Source organism: Nocardia sp. NPDC004711 (assembly GCF_053601595.1).
Window position 1 is genome coordinate 1 of sequence record NZ_JBSGCB010000076.1, and the last position, 24266, is coordinate 24266.

The window sequence follows — 24266 nt, forward strand, 5'->3', positions numbered from 1 at the left end:
CCGTCGTATACCTCCAGTCACAGGCGACACAAAGGGAACACCAACCGATCCTGCATCATTCCCCCCACCAGCCCCATTCTGTTAGGAGTTCTAAGAGCTGCCTCACGTTCGCGGGTCCAGACGGGCCGGATCTGCGATGGCGGTGCGTTCTCCCGATTCGGTTGCAGCCAAACCTTTTTCGCGCAGCGGTTGCAAGGGTCCGTTACCCGCCGTCCGGGCCGAGGTCGGGTGGGGCGTCGGGGGTTACGACGAGTCGGTCGGACATGGCGGTGGCGATGAACTTGGGGATGGCGGGGGCGAAGATCTTGAGGTAAAAGTTCATCCATTCGTGGCGGGAGCTGAGGAATGGGAAGTCGGTGGGGGCCATGTAGCGGATGGCGAGCATGGGGAGGGGGGCGTCCAGGGCGGGGAAGGACGGGTTGTGGAGGCCGGGGACGGTGCAGCCGGGGTAGAACTGGCCGAGCATCAGGCCCTGTTCGACGAATTTGGTTTTCTGGTCGTGCTGAACGGTGTCGATGTCGGCGTATTCGGTGAGGTCGGGAAAGACCGCGATGACGGCTTTGAGTTTGGAATCGGGTTCCTTCTGGGGTGGCAGGGTGGGAAACAGGTCGTACAGGTCGGCGACTATCGCGGAGATGCGCGAGCGGTCGATATCACGACCGGGGATGAATGCGGCCCACAGGGATCGCAGTGCGATGGCGTGGCTGGTGTAGGGGCAGACATTGCCGGGCCGGCCCAGGTCGGGGTGGGATTGGCACAGGTAGTCGACCATCCATCGGCGCAGTTCGGCAAGGTGAAGGTGCATGCCGTTACCGGCTGCCACATCGGGGTCGAACAAGTTGACTGGCTCGACGCCGGAACGTGTTCCGACGATTCGGTCGGTGTTCATGATCGGCTTGTCCTTGCTGGGGTTTGTGACTCCGTGGGTGCGGCGTGGATGGACCGGAAGTGTTCGGTGAGGACGAAACCGATGGCGCGGAGCGCATCCTGATCGGTCATCCGTTCGTGCTGGACGGGAATCCGGTGCTCGCTGATACGACCGGTGATGTGGTCGTTCCAGGCCTGCGCAGGAGAGGACCCGTCGACGTGGTGGTCGTCGGCGCTGAAGTAGATCAGATCGCCGTCGAACAGTCCCGGCCGATGGTTCCAGGTGAGGTCGATGAGCCGGGTGTAGTCGCGTTGCAAGCTCACCAGATGCTCGGAGGTCACCTCGGTGAACAGTCCGCCTTGCCGGTGCAGCAACTCGGTTGCTGCGTCGATGGTCAGCTCGGTGTCGCCGTCCGGAACGGCGACACCGCCGAACTCGGCGAGCATCGTCGCCACGGAGGGTGTGGGACCCCGGAAGCTGTCGGCCGTGACGACGCGGGTGTCCATCATGGCCAGGGTGGCGACGGAGTCGCCGTCGCGGCGGAGCTGGACCGCGATCGCGTGCGCGATGGTGCCGCCGAGCGAGTAGCCGAGCAGATGGTAGGGGCCGTGCGGTTGGACGGACCGGATCTCCTGCACATAGCGGGCGGCGAGTTCGTCGAGGGTGTCGAACCGCACGGTGGGGTCGGACAGCGCGGGAGATTGCAGCCCTCGGACGGGGCGGTCGGGATCGAGGTACCGCACGAGTCCGCTGAAGCCCCAAGCCAATCCGACCGCCGGGTGAATACAGAACAGTGGCGGATCGGTTCCGGCAGCGCGCAGCGGCAGCATCACGGCGAGCGCCCCTGCGAGATCCCGTCCGTCGACGTCCTGCCCTGCGAGGCCGTCACGGCGGCTCTCGATGCGGCGGGCCAGCGATTGCGGCGTCGGATCGGTGAACAGCCACTGCAGCGGCACGGTGACACCGGTGGACTCCGCGAGCCGCGCCACCAGTTGGATGGCGGCCAGCGAGTTGCCGCCGAGAGCGAAGAAGCCGTCGTCGAGTCCGACTCGCTCGATGCCGAGGGTTTGGCCGAAGGCTTCGCACACGGTGGCCTCGAGCGGGGTGGACGGCGCCCGGAACCGAGCCCGACCGCGCAGGTCGGGTGCGGGCAGGGCGTTGCGATCGAGTTTGCCGGTGGTCGTGAGCGGTATCCGGTCGAGCGTCACGATGGCGGTCGGGATCATGTGGGTGGGCAATCGGGTAGCGAGGTGCCTGGTCAGCGCCGCGGCATCCGGTGTGGTGTGCGGGGCGGGCACCACATAGCCCGTGAGCTGGTCGACACCGTCGGGCCGGGTGTGGACGGCGACGGCGGCACGCGAGACGTCGGGATGGCTGCACAATGCGGTTTCGATGTCGCCTGGTTCGATGCGATGGCCGTTGACCTTGATCTGCAGATCGCTACGGCCCAGGTATTGCAGTCTCCGGTCGCTGGTCCAGGTGACCAGATCGCCCGTGCGGTACATGCGGGTCCCGGCCGGCCCGTACGGGTCGGGGATGAATCGTGCTGCCGTGAGCGCGGGTTGCCCGTGGTAGCCGCGGGCGATGCCCGGTCCGGACAGATACAGTTCGCCGACCACTCCGGGCGGGACCGGGCGCAGTCTGCGGTCGAGCACGACGGCGGAGAATCCGCGGGCCGGGCCGCCGATCGGCGGCGGACCGTCGGCGGTGGTGGTCAGGAGGACGTCGGTGCAGCTCTGGATGGTGGTCTCGGTCGTCCCGTAAGCGTTGATCAGCGTGCGGTCCGGGGCCCATCGGGCTGCCAGATCCGGTGAGCATGTCTCGCCGCCGAGGATCAGGGTGTGGAGGGTATCGAGTCCGTCCGGGCGCAGTGATGCGAGCACAGTCGGAGTGACGGCCGCATGGGTGACCTGTGCGGCCTCGATCAGCTCGGCCAGCTCGGCGCCGGCGACCACACGCTCCGGTGCGAGCACCAGGGTGGCTCCGGCGGCGGTAGCGCTGAGCCATTCGAGGATCGACACGTCGAAGGTCGGTGAGGCCGCGGCCAGTATTCGAGAGGACGAGGTGAGGCCGAGCTGCTCCCGCGCTTCGGCGGCCAGATTCGCAATCCCGGTATGGGTGACCACGACGCCCTTGGGGGTGCCGGTCGAGCCCGAGGTGTAGATCAGGTAGGCGGGGTGCTCCGGCCGGAGCGTGGCCGTGCGCTCGGAATCGTCGATCGCGTTGGCGGACAAGGACATTGCCTTCGCGGCGAATCCGGGACTGTCGAGGCTGAGCCACGTGGTGGTGTCCGGCAGCCGGTCTCGATGGGTCTCGGCGGTCAGCCCGGCGATGGCACCGGCATCGGCGAGAATGCCGCTGATCCGGTCTTCGGGCTGGGCGGGGTCGATCTGCACGAACGCGGCGCCGGTCTTGGCGACCGCCCAGACGGCGATCATGGCGTCGATGGAGCGCGGTAATGCCACGGCCACAAACGATTCCGGTCCTGCTCCGGCGTCGATCAGTATCCGCGCCCACCGGTTCGAGACTTCGTCGAGTTCGCGGTAGGACAACCGTTCACCGTCACAGACCAACGCGTCCGCGCCGGACCTCGCTGCGGCCGCGAACACCTGCGGCAACGTCGATGTCGCCACGCCGGGCCCACCGCGAACGGGTGCGAAGGTGGCCAGCTCATCCGACGACAGCAGCTGGACGCGCAGCAGTGAGAGATCGATGTCATCGGTGATGGCGTCGAGCACACGCAGCACCCGGCCGGCGAGGGCGTCGATCTCGTCCGGTGCGAACAGTCCGGGCTGGTATTCGAAGGTCAGCTCCAGCCGGGTACCGAGATGGACGATCAGGCCGAGCGGGTAGTGCGCGGCGTCGCGTCCCTGCACGTCGAGGACATGCATCCCGGCGATGTCGGTGTCCTCGGACAATCCGGCCGTGTCGACCGGGTAGGACTCGAAGACGGTCACGGTGTCGAACATCGCGCCGAACCCGGTCACCCGCTGGATCCGGGCGAGCCCGAGGTGGTCGTGGTCGAGCAGCGCGGCTTGTTCGGCCTGGATTCGCCGGAGCAGCTGAGCGAGACTCTCGCCGTAGTCGAGCCGGACCCGGACGGGCACGGTGTTGACGAACAGGCCGATCATCGATTCGATGCCGGGGAGCTGTGGGGGGCGTCCGGAAATCGTGGTGCCGAAGACGACGTCCTCGCGCGCGGTCGCGTTCGCGAGCACGATCGCCCAGGCGGCTTGGACAACGGTGTTGAGGGTGCTCTCCTGCTGGTGAGCCACCGTGACCAGGGCCGCGGTGCGGTGCTCGCTCAGCCCCACCCGGACTTCGCGCGCGGCGGCGGTGTGCTGGTGGCCGCGGTCCGCGTGCGCCAGCAGAGTCGGCTCGGAGACACCCTCGAGTGTCCGTGCCCACGCCGCTTCGGCCGCATCCTGATCCTGGGCCTGCAGCCACGTCAGGTAGTCGCGGTAGGGACGCACCGGGGGCAGTGCTCTGGGGTCGCTGTCGCCGGCGTAGAGGATCAGCAGTTCCCGGATCAGCAGTGGGGTGGACCAGCCGTCGATCAGAATGTGATGCATGCTCAGCAGCAGTGTGTACCGCTGGGGGGCGGTGCTGATCAGTGTCAGTCGCAGCAGCGGCGCCGCGGTCATGTCGAAGTGCCGGTCGGCGGCCATGAGCTGATCGAGCGCCGCTGCGGTGTCGGCGCCTTCCGCGAGATCGATCCGGGTGAACGGCACGTCGACACGGCGGTGTACCACCTGGACCGGCTCACCGGCACCGTCTTGAACGAACGCGGTCCGCAGGTTCGGATGCCGTCCGATGAAAGTCTGTGCGGCGCGGCGTAACCGGTCCGCGTCGACGCGCCCACCGAGTTCCATCCGGAGTTGCACGATGTAGTCGTCGCGAGCGCCGTCGGCGAGCTGGGCGTGGAACAGCAGCCCCGCCTGCAGCGGCGTGAGCGGCCAGATATCGTCCAGCTCCGGGTACCGGGCCTCGATCCGGTCGATCGCGGCCTGGTCGAGGTCGACGAGTCCGGCGTCGGACGGCGTCAGCCCGCCCGCGCCGGGCCGGGAGGCGTGGGCCGCGAGAGCCGTCACCGCGTCGCGCCACAGTTCCGCGAGGTCGGTGACCTCGCCGGCGGTGATCAGGGCGGCCGGGTAGTCCCAGGTCGCGGTCAGGGCGGGTCCGTCCGGCGTGTCCTCGGTGGCCGCGTTGATGCCCAGTACGGCTGCCGCGGATGCGTCGGGGTGCTGGGTGCCGCCCGCGGCATCGTCGCCGGCGGGCAGCCACCCGGTGTCGCGCAACGCGTCGGGAATCGTGTCGAATCGGCCGAGATAGTTGAAACTCACCTGGGGGTCGGGCAGCGCGCCCAGGATGCGGGCGGTATCGGTGTTGAGGTAGCGCAGCAGCCCGTAGCCGATCCCGTGGCCGGGGACCCGCCGGAGTTGTTCCTTGACCGATTTGACGACCGCCCCCGCGGCGGCGCCGGCGGCGAACGCGTCATCGATGTCGATATCGGACAGGTCGAGCCGCACCGGGGAGGTGGTGGTGAACCATCCGACAGTGCGGGTGAGGTCGGCACCGGGGAGAACCGTGTCGTCGCGCCCGTGGCCTTCGAGAGTGAGCAGCGTGTCGGTGACGTCGTCGCCGTGGCGGCGCCGCCACCGGGTCAGCGCCAGTGCGAGCCCCGCGATGAGGGCATCGTCCACATTGCCGCGGAACGCCCTGGGCAGGGTGGTGAGTACAGCGCGGGTCACCACGGTAGGCAGCGTCACTCGGACGGTGGCAACGGTGGCCTGCCGGTCCACGACCGGGTCGAGTGGGCGCGTCCCGATCGGCGGATCCGCGGCGGCGAGTGTGGAACGCCACCAGTCGAGTTCATCGAGGTTCGCGGCAGCGGTCTCGAGAGCGTGCGCCCAGCGTCGCATCGACGTACCGACGGGCATGAGCTGCGGCTGTTGACCCGCGCTCACCTGGGCTCCGGCGACAGCAAGGTCGGGAACGAGGATCCGCCACGACACGCCGTCCACCACCAGGTGGTGCGCGACGACCAGGAGCCGACCCGGCCCGCCGGCGCAGTCGAACCAGACCAGCTGGAGCACGACTCCCGCGGCGGGGTCGAGGCGTTCGGCGGCCGCGTGTGCCTCGGCGTCGGCAATCACGGCGAACGCGCTGCTGTCCGGTGCCGCATCGACCGGCACCCGCCGGATCAGTCCGGCGGCGGATACCCCGGTCGGCTGCACCTGCACTGCCCAGCCCGATGGGTGTGCGGGGTCGGGTTGTAGCCGGGCCCGCAGCATGTCGTGATGATCGATCACCGCTTGCACGGTCGCCGCGATGGCAGACTGCTCGATGCCGGCCGGCAGCGTGAGCATCACCCACTGGCAGAAGCGGTCGAATTCGCCACGCTCGAACATCCAGCGCATGATCGGCGTCAATGGCATCGACCCCACGCCCCCGCCGGGCAGTTCTGCCGGGAGGAAGGCTGCCGCGGCGCTGTCGCGGACCGCGATCTGGGCCAGTCCGGCGACCGTTCTGCGCTCGAAGACCTCACGCACGGACAGCACCAGACCCGCCGCCTTGGCCCGGGTCACCAGCTGGATCGACATGATGCTGTCTCCGCCGAGGGCGAAGAACGAGTCATCGAGCCCGATCGTGTCGACTCCCAGTACCTCGGCGAACAGTTCCGCGAGCGTTGTCTCCATCTCGGTGACCGGCGCCCTGAATTCGGTTCGGCCCGTGGTGAAGTCGGGCTCGGGCAGCGCGAGGCGGTCGATCTTGCCGGTCTCCGTCGTGGGTAGCGTGTCGAGCACCATCACGGTCGCCGGCACCATGTGCGGGGCCAATCGCTGCCCGGCGAACGCGAGGATCGCGACCGGATCCAGGCCGGCGCCGGGCTCGGGCACCACGTACCCGATCAACCGATCGCTGGTGGCGGAGCCGCGGTGCACGGTCGCCACCGCAGCAGCCACTCCCGGGTAGGCCAGCAGGCCCGCTTCGACCTCGCCGAGTTCGATACGGAAGCCACGGATCTTGACCTGGAAGTCCGTCCGGCCGACATAGTCGAGGGTCAGACCTCCTTCCGGTAGCCGCAGCCACCGCACCAGGTCCCCGGTCCGATACATGCGCTGCCCGCGACCCGCGAACGGATCGGCGACGAACCGCGACGCTGTCAGACCCGTCCGGTTGCGGTAGCCGCGAGCCAGTCCCGGACCGGTGAGGTACAACTCGCCGACGACGCCGAGCGGCACCGGACGCAACCACGCGTCGAGCACGACCTCACCGACACCGCGGATCGGTCCGCCGATCGTCGCCGCCTCACCCGGCACCATCGGCGCACCGGCATCGGTCTGGATCGTGGCCTCCGCCGGACCGTAGGTGTTGAACAGTTTCCGGCCCGGCGCCCACCGTGACACCAGTTGCGGTGGGGGCTCCTCGCCTCCGATCACGACGGTCCCGAGGTTCCGGAGCCCGGCCGGGTCGACCGTGCTCAGGGCCGTGGGTGTCAGCGCGGCGTGGGTCACCGCGTGCTGCGAAATGATCTGCGCCAGTTCGATTCCGCCGAGAACGGTCGGCGGCGCGATCACCAGCCGCCCGCCGGACGCGAACGCCCAGAGCAGTTCCAGGACCGCCGCGTCGAAACTGGGAGAAGCGGCATGCAGCACCCGCGCGCCCGGCCCGAGGTCGAACCGCGTGCACTGCTCGGCCACCAGGTTCGCCAGCCCCCGGTGCGAGACCACCACGCCCTTCGGCACACCCGTCGAGCCGGACGTGTAGATCATGTACGCGGCGTGATCGACCCGGACCGGTCGAATTCGCTCGGCATCGGTCACCGGCACGGCCGGCAACCCCGCCGCCTCCGCTTCGAGCGCCGGCTCGTCGAGGACCAGCCACCGCACCGATCCGGGTAGTCGATTCCTCCACTCCGACAGCGTGATTCCTGTCGCGACGCCCGAATCGCCGAGCATGTGCTGGATCCGGTCCCCCGGATTGCGCGGATCCACCGGGACGAATGCCGCCCCCGACTTTGCCACCGCCCACACTGCGAGCACCGACTCGTAGGAGCGCGGCAACGCAACCGCGACACTCGTCTCCGGCCCGGCACCTCGGCCGATCAGCAAGCGCGCGAGCCGATTCGACTCGGCATCGAGCTCGCCATAGGTCCACTGCCGGTCCCCGCACACCACCGCCACCGCCCCCGGATCCCGGGCCACCGTCGCCGCGAAGAGCTCCGGCAACATCCGCTCCGGCATCGCGGGATCACCTGATACCGGCGCCAATTCGCGGTATTCCCGCGGCGAGAGCAGATTCAGCCGGGCCAGCGGCAGATCCGAGTCGGCGGCAATGTCGCCCAGCACGCCCACGAACCGCCGCAGGGTCGCCGCGATGGTGTCGTGGTCGAAGAACTCGGGCAGGTACTTGATCTCGAGGTGCAGTCGCGAGTCGACGCGCCCGACCACGCCCAGCGGATAGTGCGCCGCGTCGGCGCCGGTCACGTCGACCAGCCGCATGCCGGCGATGTCGGTGTCCGCGGTCAATCCGTGGCGGTCGACCGGGAAGGACTCGAACACCGTCACCGTGTCGAATACCGCCCCCGGCCCGGCCGCCCGCTCGATGTCGGCCAGACCGATGAACTGATGATCGAGCAGCGCGGCCTGCTCGGCCTGGATCCGGTCGAGCAGTTGCCCGAGGGTCTCGGTGGCGTCCAGGCGGACGCGCACCGGGACCGTGTTGATGAACAGCCCGATCATCGATTCGATACCCGCGATCTGCGGGGTCCGTCCGGAGACCACGGCCCCGAACGTCACGTCCTGCCGGGATGACAACGTGCCCAGCACGATTGCCCATGCCGCCTGGATCATGGTGTTGAGCGTGATTCCGCGGGATCGTGCGCGGCCGGTCAACTCCGCGGTCTGCGCCTCGGTCAGTTCACCGAGCACCGCACGCGATTCGGTGTAGTGACGGCGGGGATCGGCCGCAGCCACCAGGGTCGGCTCGTCGGCGCCGTCGAACGCCCGGGCCCAGGCGTCGAGCGACGGGGCCGGGTCCTGCCGGGCGACCCAGGTCAGGAAGTCCCGGTAGGGGCGGACCTGCGGCAGCATCGTGGCGTCGCAGTCGGTGGCGTAGAGCACCAGCAGCTCCTGCAGGAGCAGCGGCGTCGACCAGCCGTCGAGCAGCAGGTGATGATTGGTCAGCACCAGCCGGTACTGCTCCGGCCCGGTGGTGACCAGCATCCAGCGGAACAGCGGGGCATGCGCCGGGTCGAACCGGGTGGTGCGGTCCGTGGCCATGAGCCGCGTCCACTCGCGTTCGCGTGCACCGTCATCCAGCCCGGACAGGTCCAGCTCCGTCCATGGCGCCTCGGCGTCGTCGTCGACCACCTGTACCGGTCCGGCGTCGGTGACGAAGGCGGCGCGCAGATTCGCATGCCGGTCCAGCAGCACGTGCGCGGCTCGGCGCAGCCGCCGTGGATCGACCCGGCCACACAGCTCGAGGACCAGCTGTGTGATGTAGGCATCCACCGACTGCTCGGACACGAGCGCATGGAACAGCAGCCCCTGTTGCAGCGGGGCCAAGGGCCAGGCGTCGCTCAAGGCCGGATATCGGTCCTCGAGCCGCTCGATCTCGGATTGTCCGAGCCCGGCCAGCGCCAGATCCGACGGCGTCCGTCCCCCGCTCCCGGCACGGCGGACGTGCGCCGCCAGCGCGGTCAGTACCGAGCTCCACGACTCCGCCATCTCGCGCACCGCCTCAGCGGTGAGAATGCCGGTGGGATACGACCAGATCGCTTGCAGCCGTGACCCGTTCGCGTCGTCCACGACGATGGCATTGATGTCGAGCACCGCAGGCACCGGCATATCCGGAGGCTGTGTACCGGCGAGCTCTGCCGCACCCGCGGCATCACCGACGTCCACCGGGACCCATCCGGCCGCCGGAATCGCTTCGGCACCAAGGTAGTTGAACGCGATCTGCGGCGGCGCGGTGGCGAGGATCGGTCCGGCGTCCTCGTCGAGATACCGCAGCAGGCCGTAGCCGATCCCGTGGTCCGGGACGGCTAGGAGCTGCTCCTTGACGGACTTGACCGCTGCCCCCAGTGCCGGCCCGCCCGCGCACGCGTCGTCGAGATCGATGCCCGAAAGATCCAGGCGCATCGGGAAACTCGTGGTGAACCAGCCGACCGTCCGTTGCGGATCCGAGCCCGGGACAACGCCCTCCGCGCGGCCGTTTCCTTCGAGGCGGATCGTCACGTCCGCGGAAGTCGCTGTGGCGTGCTCGCGCCGCCACCTCGCGATCGTCACCGCAAGGGCGGCCAGCAGCCCGTCGTCCACACTGCCGTGGAAAGCCGCGGGCACCGTGGTCAGCAAAGCCTCGGCCGTCTCGGGGTCGACGTCGACCTGGACCGTGCGGGCGGTCGCGACCACGTCGATCGCGGGGTCGAGGGGCCGTGACCCGAGCATCGGATCGTTCCCGGCGGTCATCGCCTGCCACAATTCGAGCTCGGCGGCGCGCTCCGGGCGCTGGGCCGCCTCGACCAGCCCGTGCGCCCAGCTGCGCATCGAGGTCCCGGTCGGGGCCGAATCGGGTAGCTCGCCGGAGGCGGTCCGCGTCCACGCCGCCGTGAGATCCGGGAGCAGCACGCGCCAGGAGACGCGATCGATCGCCGAACGATGCACCACCACCAGCACCGTGCCCGGCTCCGCCGTGTTCACCGGGTCGAACCAGACCACCTGCGTCACGATCCCGGCTCCAGGATCGAGCCGGTCCGCGGCGGCATCCAGCTCGGCCGCCGCCAACGCACGGAACTCGCCGCGCCCCGCTTCCATCGGCACCCGCACGAGGACGTCGTCGGCGCGAATCGTTCCGGCCGGCAGCACCTCCCACGTCCACTGCCCGTCGGTGCCCGGGGTCAGTTGCGCACGCAGCATGTCGTGGCGATCGAGTACCGCCTGCACGGCGTCGGTCAGCTGCCGCCGGTCGATCCCCGCCGGCAGGCCCAGCATCATCGCCTGCGAGTAGGGGTCGCAGGTCGGCCCCGCCCGCTCGAGCAACTCTCGCATGATCGGCGTCAGCGGTAGCGGGCCCACGCCTGCACCGGGCGGTTCGGCCGGAATGGATGTCTCCGCAGCGCCCTCGTGGATGGCGACCTGGGCGAGACCGGCGACCGTTTTGCGCTCGAACACGTCGCGTGGGGAGAACACCACGCCTGCCGCTCTGGCCCGATTCACCAGCTGGATCGACATGATGCTGTCCCCGCCGAGGGCGAAGAAGGAGTCGTCGATACCGATGGTGTCGTGGTGGAGCACGCGGGCGAAGGCCTCGGCGATGAGATGCTCGATCGACGTTCGGGGCGCCCGATACGGTTTGTTGTCGGCGAATACCGGTTCGGGCAACGCCTTACGATCGATCTTGCCCGCCGGTGTCAACGGAATCCGGTCCAGCACCACGATCGAAGACGGAACCATATACGACGGCACACGATCGGCGACATACTCCGCCAACAGCGCGGTATCGATCGAATACCCTGGCGCGGCAACAACATACGAGACCAGCGACTGCGCTCCCGAATCGGCGCGATAGCCGATCGTGACGGCTTGACCGACACTCTCGTGCGCCGCCACCGCCGAATCGATCTCACCCAATTCGATACGGAGACCGCGGATCTTCACCTGGAAATCGGACCGGCCCAGATACTCGATCGCACCATCGGCCGACCAGCGAGCCACATCACCGGTCCGATACATGCGCTCACCCGGCAACCACGGACACGCCACGAAACGCTCCGCCGTCAGACCCGCGCGGCGCAGATACCCACGCGCCAATAGACCACCGGCGATATACAACTCACCCGCCACACCGACCGGCACCGGCTGCAATCGCTGATCCAGTATCCATGTCGAGGCGCCCGGCACCGGCCCACCGATCGTGACCGACTCCCCCGCTACCAGGGGGAGAGTCACTGTCGCGGTGATGGTGGTCTCGGTGGGCCCGTAGTCGACCGTCAGCCGACAATTCCCACTCCACCGCTCGACCAGTTCGGTGCGACAGCTCTCGCCACCGACGATCAGATGCCTCAAATCCGGCAATGGCCAGCGGGTGTGGTCGATTGTGGACAAGACGGAGGGGGTGAGCAGGGCGTGGCTGACGTGTTCGCGGTCGAGGAGTTCGGCGAGTTCGTCGCCGCCCACGACGTCGCCGGGTGCGATGATCAGCGCCGCGCCCGAACCCAGCGGCAACAGCAGCTCGAGAACCGCGACATCGAAGCTCGGGGAGGCCAGATGCAGTATGCGGCTATGGGTTTCGATACTCAGGGCGACGTGACGTTCAGTGGTGGAGTTGTTCAGTCCCCGATGGGTGACAGCGACGCCCTTGGGCAGCCCGGTCGATCCGGAGGTGTAGATGACGTACGCGATATCGTCGACACGGACCGGACGCACCCGATCACCGTCGGTGACCGGCCGATCATCGCCCTCATCGAGGAAATCCGTTGTCAGCCAATCGATGTCATCCGGTAAGCGTGCACGTGCGGAGGCCACCGTCAGGCCGACCGCCGCCCTCGAATCGGCCACCAAATGGGCGACGCGCTCGGCCGGATTGCTCGGATCGATCGGCAGGAAAGCGGCTCCCGTTTTGGCAACCGCCCACACCGCCAGCACCGAATCCGCGGAACGCGGGATGCCGATCGCGACAACATCTTCCGGACCTATCCCCTGACGAATGAGCTGCCGGGCCCACCGATTCGAACGCTGGTCCACCTCCCGGTAGCTCAGCTGCCGTCCTCCGGCCACGATCGCTGTCGCATCAGGATCCAATCCCACTGCGGCGGCGAACAGGTCGGGCATGGTGACCGGCGCGGCCGGAGGCGCACCGTGACGGGCCAGCAAGTCGGCCCGCTCGGCGGGCTCGAGCACCTCGATCGCCCCGACCGGAACCGTCGGGTCGGCCGCCACCGACTCCAGAATCCGGATCCACCGACGGGTCAGAGAGTCGATCGTCGCGGCATCGAACAAATCCGTGGCGAAGGTGAGCGCGACGGTCATGTCGCCGCTGTCGTGGTCCTGCGAGAGGATGAATTGCAGGTCGAAGCGGGAGACGTTGTTGGGCAGGTCGACCACCGACAGTTCGAGATCGGGCAGCGTCAGCTTCACCGGTTCCAGATTCTGGAATGCCAGCATCACCTGGAACAGCGGATGGCGAGCCTGGGATCGGTGCGTGACCAACTGATCCACCACTTGCTCGAACGGGACATCGGCATGGTCGAAGGCATCCAGGTCGACCCGCCGCACCCGGCCGAGCAGATCGGCGAACGACTCCCCCGGATCGATCTGGGTCCGCAACACCAAGGTATTGACGAACATCCCGACCATATCGTCGAGTTCCGCCACACCACGACCGGCAACCGGCGTGCCGACCGGGATATCGGCGGACCCGCTCATCCGGGCGAGCAACACCGTCAACGCACCATGAATCACCATGAACAGCGAAGAATTGTGCTGCCGCGCGGCATCTTCCAGCGCTCGAACCAACCCGGCACCCAACGAGAAATTCACCGTCGCACCCCGATTCGACATCACCGCCGGACGCGGCCTGTCGAACGGCAGATAGAGCTCGTCGGGAACTCCGTCCAAGGCTTCTGTCCAATATCGAATCTGCTGCGCGCACAGCGATTCCGGTTCGTCCGGCGAGCCGAGGGTGGCTCGCTGCCACAGGGCATAGTCCGCGTACTGGACGGGCAGCGGTGTCCACGACGGGGCCGCACCACGGATCCGGGCGGCATAGGCGGTCGTCACGTCACGAGCCAGCGGCGCCATCGAGAAGCCGTCCGCGGCAATGTGATGCACCACGACTGCCAGCACGTGTTCCGGTTCCTCCGCATCGGTCACGCGGAACAGCTGGGCGCGCACCGGCACCCGGGTGCTCACGTCGAAGCCCTCGGTCACGAATTCGGTTATCGCCGGAACCAATTGGCCGAACGAGACCGTCGTCGGAGTGGGTTCCCGGTCGACGTGGTCGACGGATTCGATGACCTGGATCAGCATTCCGTCGTGATCCGGGTACCGCGTTCGCAAGGATTCGTGTCTGGCGAGCACGTCGATCAGGGCCAGCCGCAGCGCATCGACGTTCAATTCGCCACGCAGCCGAAGGGCGATCGGCATGTTGTACGCCCCGGAGGCGGTGTCGTATTGATTGAAGAACCACATTCGTTGCTGCGCGGGCGCCAACGGCACGAGATCGGGGCGCGGACCGGCGATCAGCGGCGGGCGGGGTCGCCGCCCCGTCAGTGCCTCCTGCTCCATACGGATGGCCAGTTCCGCGGTCGTGGCCGCATCGAACAACAGCCGGACCGGAATTTCGATATTCAGCGCAGCGCCGAGGCGCGCTGCGACCCGGGTCGCGACCAAGCTGTCCGCGCCGAGGGCGAAGAAGGAGTCGTCGATCCCGATGGTGTCGAGGTGGAGCACATCGGCGATGGTCTCGGCGATGAGATGCTCGATCGGTGTTCGCGGTGCCCGGTACGGTTTGTCGTCGGTGAACACCGGTTCGGGCAGCGCCTTGCGATCGAGCTTGCCTGTGGGTGTCAATGGGATTCGGTCCAGCGCCACGATCGAGGACGGAACCATGTACGCCGGCAGACGATCGGCGACATACTCCGCCAAAAGTGTGGTATCGATCGAATCACCCGGCGCGGCAACAACATACGAGACCAGCGACTGAGCTCCCGATTCGGCGTGATAGCCGATCGTGACGGCATGACCGACACTCGCGTGACCCGTGAGCACGGCATCGATCTCACCGAGCTCGATCCGAAGACCACGAATCTTCACCTGGAAATCGGACCGGCCCAGATACTCGATCGCACCATCGGCCGACCAGCGAACCACATCACCGGTCCGATACATGCGCTCACCCGGCAACCACGGACACGCCACGAAACGCTCCGCCGTCAGACCCGCCCGGCGGTGATACCCACGCGCCAATAGACCACCGGCGACATACAATTCACCCGCCACACCGACGGGCACCGGCTGCAATCGCTGGTCGAGGATCCATGTCGAAACGCCGCGGATCGGACGGCCGATCGTGACCAGCTCCCCTGCCGCCAGCGAGGTCAGCGTGACCGCGATCGTGGTCTCGGTCGGCCCGTATTCGTTGAGCAGTTCACGATCACCACTCCACCGTTCGACCAGGTCGGTGCCGATGCCTTCGCCACCGACGATCAGGTGCCCCAAATCCGGTAACAGCCAACGGGTGTGGTCGATGGTCGACAGCGCCGAGGGCGTAATACACACGTGGCTGACGTGCTCGCGGTCGAGGAGTTCGGCGAGTTCGTCGCCGCCGAAGCTGTCGCCGGGGGCGACAACCATCGTCGCGCCCGCGCACAGCGACAACAGCAGTTCCAGGACCGAGACATCGAAGCTCGGCGAAGCCAGATGTAGTGTGCGGGACCGGTTTCCGACGCTGATCGCATCCCGGTGCATGGTGGCGCAGTTGTTCAGTCCCCGATGGGTGACAGCGACGCCCTTGGGCAGCCCGGTCGATCCGGAGGTATAGATGACATACGCGATATCGTCGACACGAACCGGACGCACCCGATCACCGTCCGCGACCGGACGATCATCACCCTCATCGAGGAAATCCGCTGTCAGCCAATCGATGTCATCCGGTAAGCGTGCACGTGCGGAGGCCACTGTCAGGCCGACCGCCGCCCTCGAATCGGCCACCAAATGGGCGACGCGCTCGACCGGATAGCCCGGATCGATCGGCAGGAAGGCAGCCCCCGACTTGGCAACCGCCCACACCGCCAGCACCGAATCCGCAGAACGCGGCATACCGATCGCGACAACATCTTCCGGACCGATACCCCGCTCGATCAGCTGCCGAGCCCACCGATTCGAACGCTCGTCCACCTCCCGGTAACTCAACTCCCGGCCGCCGGACACGATCGCCGCCGCATCGGGATCCACCGCAACCGCCGTGGCCAGCAGCTCGGGCAGGGTGACCGGTGCCGCCGCAGGCGCGCCGTGACGTGCCAGCAGATCGGCGCGCTCGGCAGGCCCGAGCACGTCGATCGCCCCGATCGGAACCGTCGGATCGGCTACCGCAGACTCCAGAATCCGGATCCACCGACGTACAAGCGAATCGATCGTCGCGGCATCGAACACATCCGTGGCGAAGGTGACCGCGGCGGTCAGGTCGCCGCCGCCGTGGTCCGACAGGACGAATTGCAGGTCGAAGCAGGATATTTCACTGGAGAGGCCGACCGCCGGCAGCTCGAGGTCGAGTAGTTCCGCTCTGACGGGTTCCGGGTTCCGGAATGCCAGCGTCACTTGGCACAAGGGGTGTCGCGATAGAGATAGCTGGTCCACCACTTGCTCGAACGGGACATCGGCATGATCGAACGCATCCAGCTCGACCTGCCGGACCCGCCCGAGCAGATCGGCGAACGACTCCCCCGGATCGATCTCGGTCCGCAACACCAGGGTATTGGCGAACATCCCGATCACATCGTCGACCGCTGTGCCGACCGGAATATCGGTGCCACCACTCATCCGCGCAAGCAATACCGCCAACGCACCGTGAACCACCGTGAACAACGAAGATTCATGCCGCCGCGCACAATCCTCCAACCCCCGAACCAACGCCGCATCCAACGAAAAATCCGCAGTCGCACCACGATTCGACATCACCACCGGCCGCGGCCTGTCGAACGGCAGACGAAGCTGCTCGGGAAGATTCGCGAGCGTATCCCGCCAGAACGCCAGGTTCTCGCGGCGGCGGCGGATCCCGGCGCTTTCGGCCAAGCTGCCGGGGTGGACCTGTCCGAGTTCGGTGTCCGCTGTGGCGGCGGCGAATTCGTCGATGAACTCCGCGAATGCGGCGCTGTGCGCCGACAGTTCGGAGTCGGTGTACAGGTTGGGATTGGCCAGGAACTGGAGGAGCGTCCGCGGCGGATCCCCGGTCCGATACACGTCGACCAGCACATCCTCGACCGGGCCGGAGCTGAGGATATGGAATTCGCCGATCACCGACCCGAGTTGGAGCTTCTGGTCGAAGAGCATGACATTCACGACGGGGCCCGCGAAGCGGCGCTCGCCGCCACGCGTCCCGGCGGCGGCGCGAATGTCGGGGAGGCCGCACCGCTGGTGCCGCAACACACCCACCAGATCGGACTGCACCCGCAGCGCCAGTGTCGCGACGGTGTCCCCTGGATCGAGGACGATCGGAAGCGGTGCCACGTTGACGAATACCCCCGCGGATCGCCGCAGCACGGCGGTCGTGCGACCCGACACGGGAATGTTGACCAGGAGTTCGTCGCGCCCGGTCTTGCGACCCAAATAGCAGCCGAATGCGGCGATCACCACCGCGGCCGGGCTCGCGCCCACTGCTTTCGCCGACTGTTCGATCCGCTCCGCCGTCGCCGCCGACAGTTCGGTGATTGCCACAACACTGTCCGCGCACGCGGGCGCCTGCCCGGCGGCCAGGCTGGACTCCTCGCCGACGCCGGCCAGCCTGTTCACCCAATATGCCTGGTCGTCGGTGAACCGCTTCGATTCCCGGTAGCTACGCTCGGCCTCGTAGAGGGCGCGGATGTCGGCCGGACGATTGGGCTCTGCGGTACGGCCCTGCACCGCCGCCGTGTACAACTCGGCAATCCGGTTCACCATCATCATCGCGCCGTAGCCGTCCAGCGCGACGTGGTGACTGCGGCAGTACAGCAGATAATGCCGATCCCCCACCTGCACAATCGCCGTCGCGACCAACAGATCCCGGGTCATATCCAGCGGCGCCGTGTACTCCCGGCGCATCCATTCCAGGCCGGCTGCGACAGGATCCGATGCACCACGGACATCGATCACCTGTCCCGTCATGTTCAGCGACGGGTCGTACCGCTGATACGGCTGACCGTCGGCCTCGACCAGTCGCAGATACCCCGACTGGAACTCGTGGCCGGCTCGAATCGCTGCCTCACGCAGCAGATCACCGTCGAGATCGCCATGCAACTCGACATACTGCGCCTCGGATATCGGCACATCCGGAGTCAATTTCTGCGCCAGCCACAACCCCTGCTGCCCGGCAGACAGCGGTATCAGCTCTGTGGTTGACGCGCCCGGCTCGGCATTTCCGCTCGATCCTCGGCCAGGGTCGGGCTGCGGTCGCGGTGCAGTCATTACATCCCTCTAACCCTGGACCGCGCTGTATTCGCGCCTTAATTTCCTGCAACCCCGACCGCGGCCAGTATAAGCCGATCGGTACGTTCGTGTACACCGCCGCACGCTGGGATAGTTTCCATATCCACTAGGAAGGTGCGCAGTGCACCGGGTATTCCCCGAAGACTTCACCGGGAACGCCGCTGCGGTCGAACAGCAACGATTGAGTGACTTGCCACGTTCGATTCGACGACTAAATGTCTCTGCATTCCCGCATTTGCACCGGTCGGCATTCCAAATTGTCCGGCGCGATGCAATGGCTATACCTTTGCCATAAGAATGCCGCCGAAATGTAATGGGGACGACACGCCGGCGGGGCCCGCCGCGATCCGGTCTTCAGCGATGGAACCTGCGTTCCATGAAGCGCTGGACCTGGTCGCGGTGGACGGCGGACCAGGCTTGGACCCGGACTGCCCACCACGGGGCGACGTCGCGGGGTTTGGCGGTGACGGCGTGTGTGACGAGGTCGGAGGCTTCGTCGACGGTCAGGCCGGGCATCCGGCCGAAGTCGGTGGGGGCGCTCATTCTGGTGTGCACCAGTGGCATGTAGACCGAGGTGGTGGTGACGTGGTCACCGGCGATTTCGGCGGCGACGCTGCGCAGCCAGACGTCGAAGGCCGCCTTCGAGGCACCGTAGGCCGACCAGCGCGGACTCGGCGGCATGAGCACACCCCAGGTGGAGACGTTCACGATGTGCCCCTGCCCGCGTGCGCGCATATCGGGCAGCAGAGTCAGCAGCAGCCGCACCGGGCCGAGATAGTTGATGTCGATGGTGCGGGTGAAATCGTGGAAGCGGCCGTAGGATTCGGCAATGGGACGTCGAATCGACTTGCCCGCGTTGCTGATCACCACATCGATGTGCCCGTACTCGGCCAGTAGCATCCGGCCGAGCCGGTCGACGGCATCGGTGTCGGTCAGGTCGGCCGGGTAGGCGTGGGCTACGCCGCCGGCGGCCGTGATGTCGGCGGCCAGTCGTTCCAATTCGGTCCGGGAACGCGCCACCAGCAGCACCACCGCGCCCGCCGCGGCCAGCTTCCGCGCGCTGGCCTTGCCGATACCGTGCGAGGCCCCGGTCACCAGCACCACCTTGCCGGCGACGGCCTCCCGTAAGGACTCCGTAGTGGGCCGGAATGTCGGGTACAGCAGCCGGATCGCCACTCGCTCGGCGAGCGACCGCCGACGGTGTGCGACCGGAGTCTCGTCCACAGCTCTCGACTGTATCGCTGGACTATTCCACTACCCGCCGGAACGAATGATCTGTTCGATATTGCGCTCGGCCAGCGCGCTGATCGTCAATGCGGGGTTCACCGTTCCGGTGCTCCCGGGCACCGCCGCCCCGTCCATGACATAGAGGTTTCGGTAACCACGCACCCGGCCGTACGCGTCCGTCGCACGTCCGATCACTGCGCCGCCCAGCGGATGGGCGGTGAACGACGCATCCGCATCCAGGCCCGAGAGAGTAAAAACCTGACCGTTACCGATCATGGTGTCGTTGACCTCGCGCGCTCGCGCGAGATAACCGGCGGCGCCGCCGGTTGGCCACAGCAGGTGCACGCGCCCGTCGGCCGGATCGCAGACGAACCGGCCGCGAGTGTCGTCGAGCACGATGCCCAGCGATCCGAGCAGGCCGATATCGAAAGGCGTCGTGCCGGGGATGAACCAGTTCTCCAGCGTCACGGGTGCGCCCGACTCGTCCAGAATCCGGCTCGCTGACGGCGCACCCTGCGTGCCCATATCGAGCACGGTGAGCGGCCGGGCCAGGGCGACGTCGCCGTTGCTGCCCCAGCCCTGGCCGATGTACTCGTTCAGGTTCGGCAGCGCGCCGGTCGCCTGCGCGCGCACCAGCAGCTCGGAGGTGCCGAGGGAGCCCGCGGCCAGGAACAGCCTGTCGCAGGTCAGCGTCCGGGTGCGGAGCACCGCGCCGGTCGGGGCGAGTTTGGTCACGGCGACGGCATAGCGACCCGGCGCTCCCGGCTCCTCGGCGATGGCGTCCACGCGATGGCCCGGATAGATCCGAGCGCGGCCGGTGTCCTCGGCACCGCGCAGGTAGTTCTGGTTCAGATCGAACTTCGCCCCGTTGGAATTGCCGAGGTCCGAACAGCCCACCGTCGCCGACGCCTTCGATCGCCCGGCCAGCTCGTCGCGGATGACGTCCCATTTCCAGATACCGTCGATGGGCTGCGGCGTATATCCGGCCGCGCGGACCTGTTCGTCCCAGGCGCGGGAGTGCGTGAACGCGGAGGAGTTGTAGATGTCGTCCGGTATCGGGCTGAGCCGCAACATCTTTCGGACCCTGGGGTAGTAGATGTCATGCATCTCGCGATAGTCGACCACGCCGCGGAATACGTGATCGAAGAACCGTTGCTCGGGCTCGATCATCACCCCGGTGAACACGACCGAGCCACCGCCGACACACGCGGCGCGCCACACGTCGATGCCCGGGTAGCTGCAGACATCGAGGACCCCGCCGAACGGATCGAAAGCAAGCGGGATCCTGTTCACCCCGGTGAAGGTGGTGCGATGCCAGAAGCCGCGGCCATCCGGAACCGTGTCGACGGTGAAGATATTGCGCCACGGATCATTCGGCCAGCGCGATCCGCGCTCGAGCACTGCGACGTCCATCCCGGACTGCGCCAGGCGCAGCGCGGTGACCGACGCCCCGAACCCTGATCCGACGACGATCGCCGGTACATGATCGGCGGGATCCGGCAGGGGTTGGAAGATTTCCGGCAGCAGCGTGCGATATTCCGGCGTCTTCGGGCTCTGGTCGACATCGTCGGCCCGTGCGACAGATGTGGCCGCGCCGACGCCGGCAAAGCCCAGCGTCGCCGCAGCCACGCCGACGCCCTGTATGAAACTGCGCCTGTCCATGGTGGGCCCCTCGCCTGATCCGAACGTCACTCCGTCACCCTCGGGTAGCTGCGATAGGCCATAGCGAATCACTATCATAGGGAGCGGGTCAGGGGTGAGAGGTGACGATGTTGACTCGCACATGGACTCGATGGCTGCTCATGCACGGCTTCCTGCGGACCTACCTCCGGTGGTCGGCACGTCGAGGTGAGCCGCTGGGGAATCTCGCCCTCTCCCCGGACAGCTTGCTCGGCTCATCGCCGCATATCGAGGAGATCCGGCGGCAGGGCCGGATTCCCCGGATGTCGGGGGTGTACATCACCGCGGATTACGAAATCTGCCGGCTCGTCCTCCGGGACCGGCGCTTCGGCGTGGTCTCGCCCAATCATCCAGCCCTGCCGAAGCCGATCCGCTGGATGCTGGCCAAGACGGATCCGGGACTTCCCAACCTCGGCGAACCGCCCTCGATGCTGGTGACCGATCCGCCGGATCACACCCGGTACCGGCGCATGGTCGGGCAGGCATTCGGCCCGAAGGCGATCGCGACGTTGGAGGAGCGAGTTGCCGAAGTGGCCGATGACCTGATCGACCGCCTGGATTCGAATCCTCGACCCGATCTGATCAGCGATTTTTCCGCGCAGATGCCGGTCACGATCATCGCCGAAATTCTCGGGCTGCCGCAGGACATGCATTCGACCCTGCTGAAATGGGGAGACTCGGGTGCGCCGCTGCTCGAACGAGGCCTGGACTGGACCACCTATCGCGACGCCGTCAAAGACCTGGCCGAAATCAAACAGTACTTCGACCAGCACCTCGATCGGCTCACCGCCGAGCCGCGCGATGACGTGCTCAGCATGCTGGTGGCGAATGACGAACTCACCCGCCGCGAGCAGATGGCCAATGCGGCCCTGCTCCTGGATGCCGGATTCTTGACGACGGTGAACATGCTCGGCAACGGAATCGCCTTGCTGACAAGCCATCCGGACCAGCTGGAACTGCTGGCCGCAAGGCCGGAGCTGTGGCCGAACGCGGTCGAGGAAATCCTGCGCTACGACGGTCCCGTGCGGATGACCGGCCGGGTCGCGAACTGTGACGTCGATATCGATCATCAGCACATCAGATCGGGATCCCTGGTCCTGCTGTCATTGGCCGGAGCCAACCACGATCCCACGGTCTTCCCCGACCCCGAGCAATTCGATGTGACCAGGGACAACGCCGCGGAGCATCTCGCGTTCAGCAGCGGGATACACGGCTGTCTGGGAGCCCGGCTCGCGCGGCTGGAAGGCGCCATCGCGCTGCGAGCCCTTTTCGAGCGGTACCCGGATCTGCGCCTGGACGGTCCACCGATCCCGCATCCCCTGCGAAACCTGCACGCCTACCGCTCCATGCCCGCTAAGGTATCTGCCGACTGACAGGGCCCCCTCCAGCGGGAATGTGACCACGGGGGGTGAAGGTGGTCTCCACCTTTGGTGGCTATTCGGCGCAACCGCCGACCCGGAAGATTCTTTTCCAGGTAGTGCGACAAATGCCAGCAAATCTGTCGCACCTGGTACACGAATCACATCCCGGGAGTTCACGAATGCAGTCCACCTTCGTCGCGCATATTCGCGAGCAGGCCGCGACCTATGGCGATACGCGGCGCTACACGTATCTGCGCGAGCAGGGCCGCGAATTGATCGAGCAGCCTGCGAGCTATCGCGAACTCGACCGCGATGCCCGGGCGATGGCGGTCTGGCTGTCACAACGCCCGGAGGCCGACCGGCCGGTGCTGCTGCTGTATCCCCCCGGGCTCGAATTCCTGCGGGCCTTCCTGGGCTGCCTGTATGCGGGCGTGATCGCTGTACCGGCCCCGGTTCCGCACGATGCGCGCAGCATGCAGCGGGTGGCGGGGATGTTCACGGATACCGGGACCGGTTTGGTGCTGACGACCGGTGAGTTCCGGGATCCGCTCGCCGCCTGGGCCCGGGAGGCGGGCGTGCAGGTGTCGGTCGCCGCGAACGATACCGCCGATCTGGGTGACCCGGAGGCCTGGGCGATGCCCGAGATCGATTCCGGCACAGTCGCATTCCTGCAGTACACCTCCGGCTCCACCAGTGCGCCCAGGGGTGTGGTGGTCACCCACCGCAATCTCGTGCACAACGCGGCCGCCACCAGCACGGCCCTCGGCGCCACCGATCTCGACACCACGGTCGGATGGCTGCCGCACTTCCACGACATGGGATTGATCGGCATGCTGCTGCAGCCGATCTACCACGGCGCGAACTTGGTGTTCATGTCACCGATGACGTTCCTCAAGCGACCGGTGAGCCTGCTCGAGGCCATCCACCGCTACCGCGCCCGCGCCACTGTCGCGCCGAACTTCGCCTACGACCTGCTCGCCCGGCGCGTGAGCGACGCGCAGCTGGCGGAGCTGGACCTGTCATCGCTGCGGGGCGCGCTCGTCGGTGCCGAACCGATCCGGCCGAGGACCCTCCAGGCGGTGATCGAGCGGCTGGGCCCGGCCGGATTCGCCGCCGACATCTTCGCCCCCGGCTACGGCATGGCCGAGGCGACGCTGATCGGGTCCATCAGCCCGCCCGGGCGCCCGCTCGAGTATCTGACCGTCGATCCAGCTCAGCTCGAAGCCCACCGGCTGGTACCGGCCGAGCACGGAATCCGCCTGGTCGGTAACGGGCCGGCGGTAGCGGGAATGGAGATCCGGATCGTGGATCCGCACACGCTGCAGGCGCTGCCCGATGGCCGGGTCGGCGAGATCTGGATCGCCGGAGACAGTGTGGCACAGGGCTATTGGAACCGACCGGAAGAAGCACGCGAGAAGTTCGGTGCGCGCATCGCCGGGCAGGGACCGTACCTGCGCACCGGCGACCTCGGCGCGATCCATCACGGCGAAGTCTTCGTGACCGGCCGGCTGAAGGATCTGATCATCGTCAACGGCCGCAATCTGTACCCCCATGACATCGAGGAAGCCGTCCGCGCGGAGCACCCGGCACTCGCCGACTCACTGGGAGTCGCACTGGCCGTGGAAACCGGCCGGCAGGAGCGGTTGCTGCTGATCCAGGGCGTGCGGACCACCGCATTGGGCGAATCGACCCCCGCCGAACTGGCAACCCGCATCCGCGCCACCGTGGCCGCGGCGTTCGACCTGCCGGCGCCGAATGTGGTGCTGGTGGAGCACCGCAGCGTGCACCGCACGACCAGCGGCAAGGTGCAGCGCGGCTCCATGCGAGCGGCCTTCTTCGACAACACCATCGACTCGGTGCTGCACGAACAGATCGAACCGTCCGTCCAACGGCTGCGCACCCGCGCCCTGGCCACCCTCGGCTGATCCGACAGCCGAAACCACAAGG

Annotated in this window: 6 protein-coding genes; 2 read left to right on the forward strand and 4 right to left on the reverse strand. The window is 67.3% G+C overall.

The features are described from left to right. Positions 1–202: 202 nt before the first annotated feature. The 4 genes from ACWEKS_RS43365 to ACWEKS_RS43380 form a co-directional block, all read right to left on the reverse strand. Positions 203–889 carry a DUF6875 domain-containing protein gene (locus tag ACWEKS_RS43365; protein ID WP_452345543.1) on the reverse strand — a complete coding sequence of 229 codons (687 nt, stop codon included), beginning with the start codon at positions 887–889 and terminating at the stop codon, positions 203–205. Beyond that, entirely contained in the window at positions 886–18030 is a 17145-nt protein-coding gene (locus ACWEKS_RS43370) for an amino acid adenylation domain-containing protein (RefSeq protein WP_452345544.1), read from the reverse strand. The genes ACWEKS_RS43365 and ACWEKS_RS43370 overlap by 4 nt, the downstream gene beginning before the upstream one ends. A 375-nt stretch (positions 18031–18405) precedes the next feature. Continuing rightward, the gene (locus ACWEKS_RS43375) at positions 18406–19275 is read right to left on the reverse strand and encodes an SDR family NAD(P)-dependent oxidoreductase (protein WP_452345545.1); all 870 of its coding nucleotides are present in this window, start codon (positions 19273–19275) and stop codon (positions 18406–18408) included. Between the two features lie 30 nt (positions 19276–19305). Continuing rightward, positions 19306–20940, reverse strand: a complete 1635-nt coding sequence (locus ACWEKS_RS43380) for a GMC oxidoreductase (protein ID WP_452345546.1) — start codon at positions 20938–20940, stop codon at positions 19306–19308. Between the two features lie 107 nt (positions 20941–21047). Between ACWEKS_RS43380 and ACWEKS_RS43385 the strand changes: the two genes are divergently transcribed. Both ACWEKS_RS43385 and ACWEKS_RS43390 read left to right on the forward strand, forming a co-directional pair. Next, positions 21048–22331 carry a cytochrome P450 gene (locus ACWEKS_RS43385; RefSeq protein ID WP_452345547.1) on the forward strand — a complete coding sequence of 428 codons (1284 nt, stop codon included), beginning with the start codon at positions 21048–21050 and terminating at the stop codon, positions 22329–22331. A gap of 167 nt (positions 22332–22498) precedes the next feature. Continuing rightward, positions 22499–24244, forward strand: coding sequence for a fatty acyl-AMP ligase (locus ACWEKS_RS43390; RefSeq protein WP_452345548.1), 1746 nt, complete (start codon positions 22499–22501; stop codon positions 24242–24244). The last annotated feature ends 22 nt before the right edge of the window (positions 24245–24266 follow it).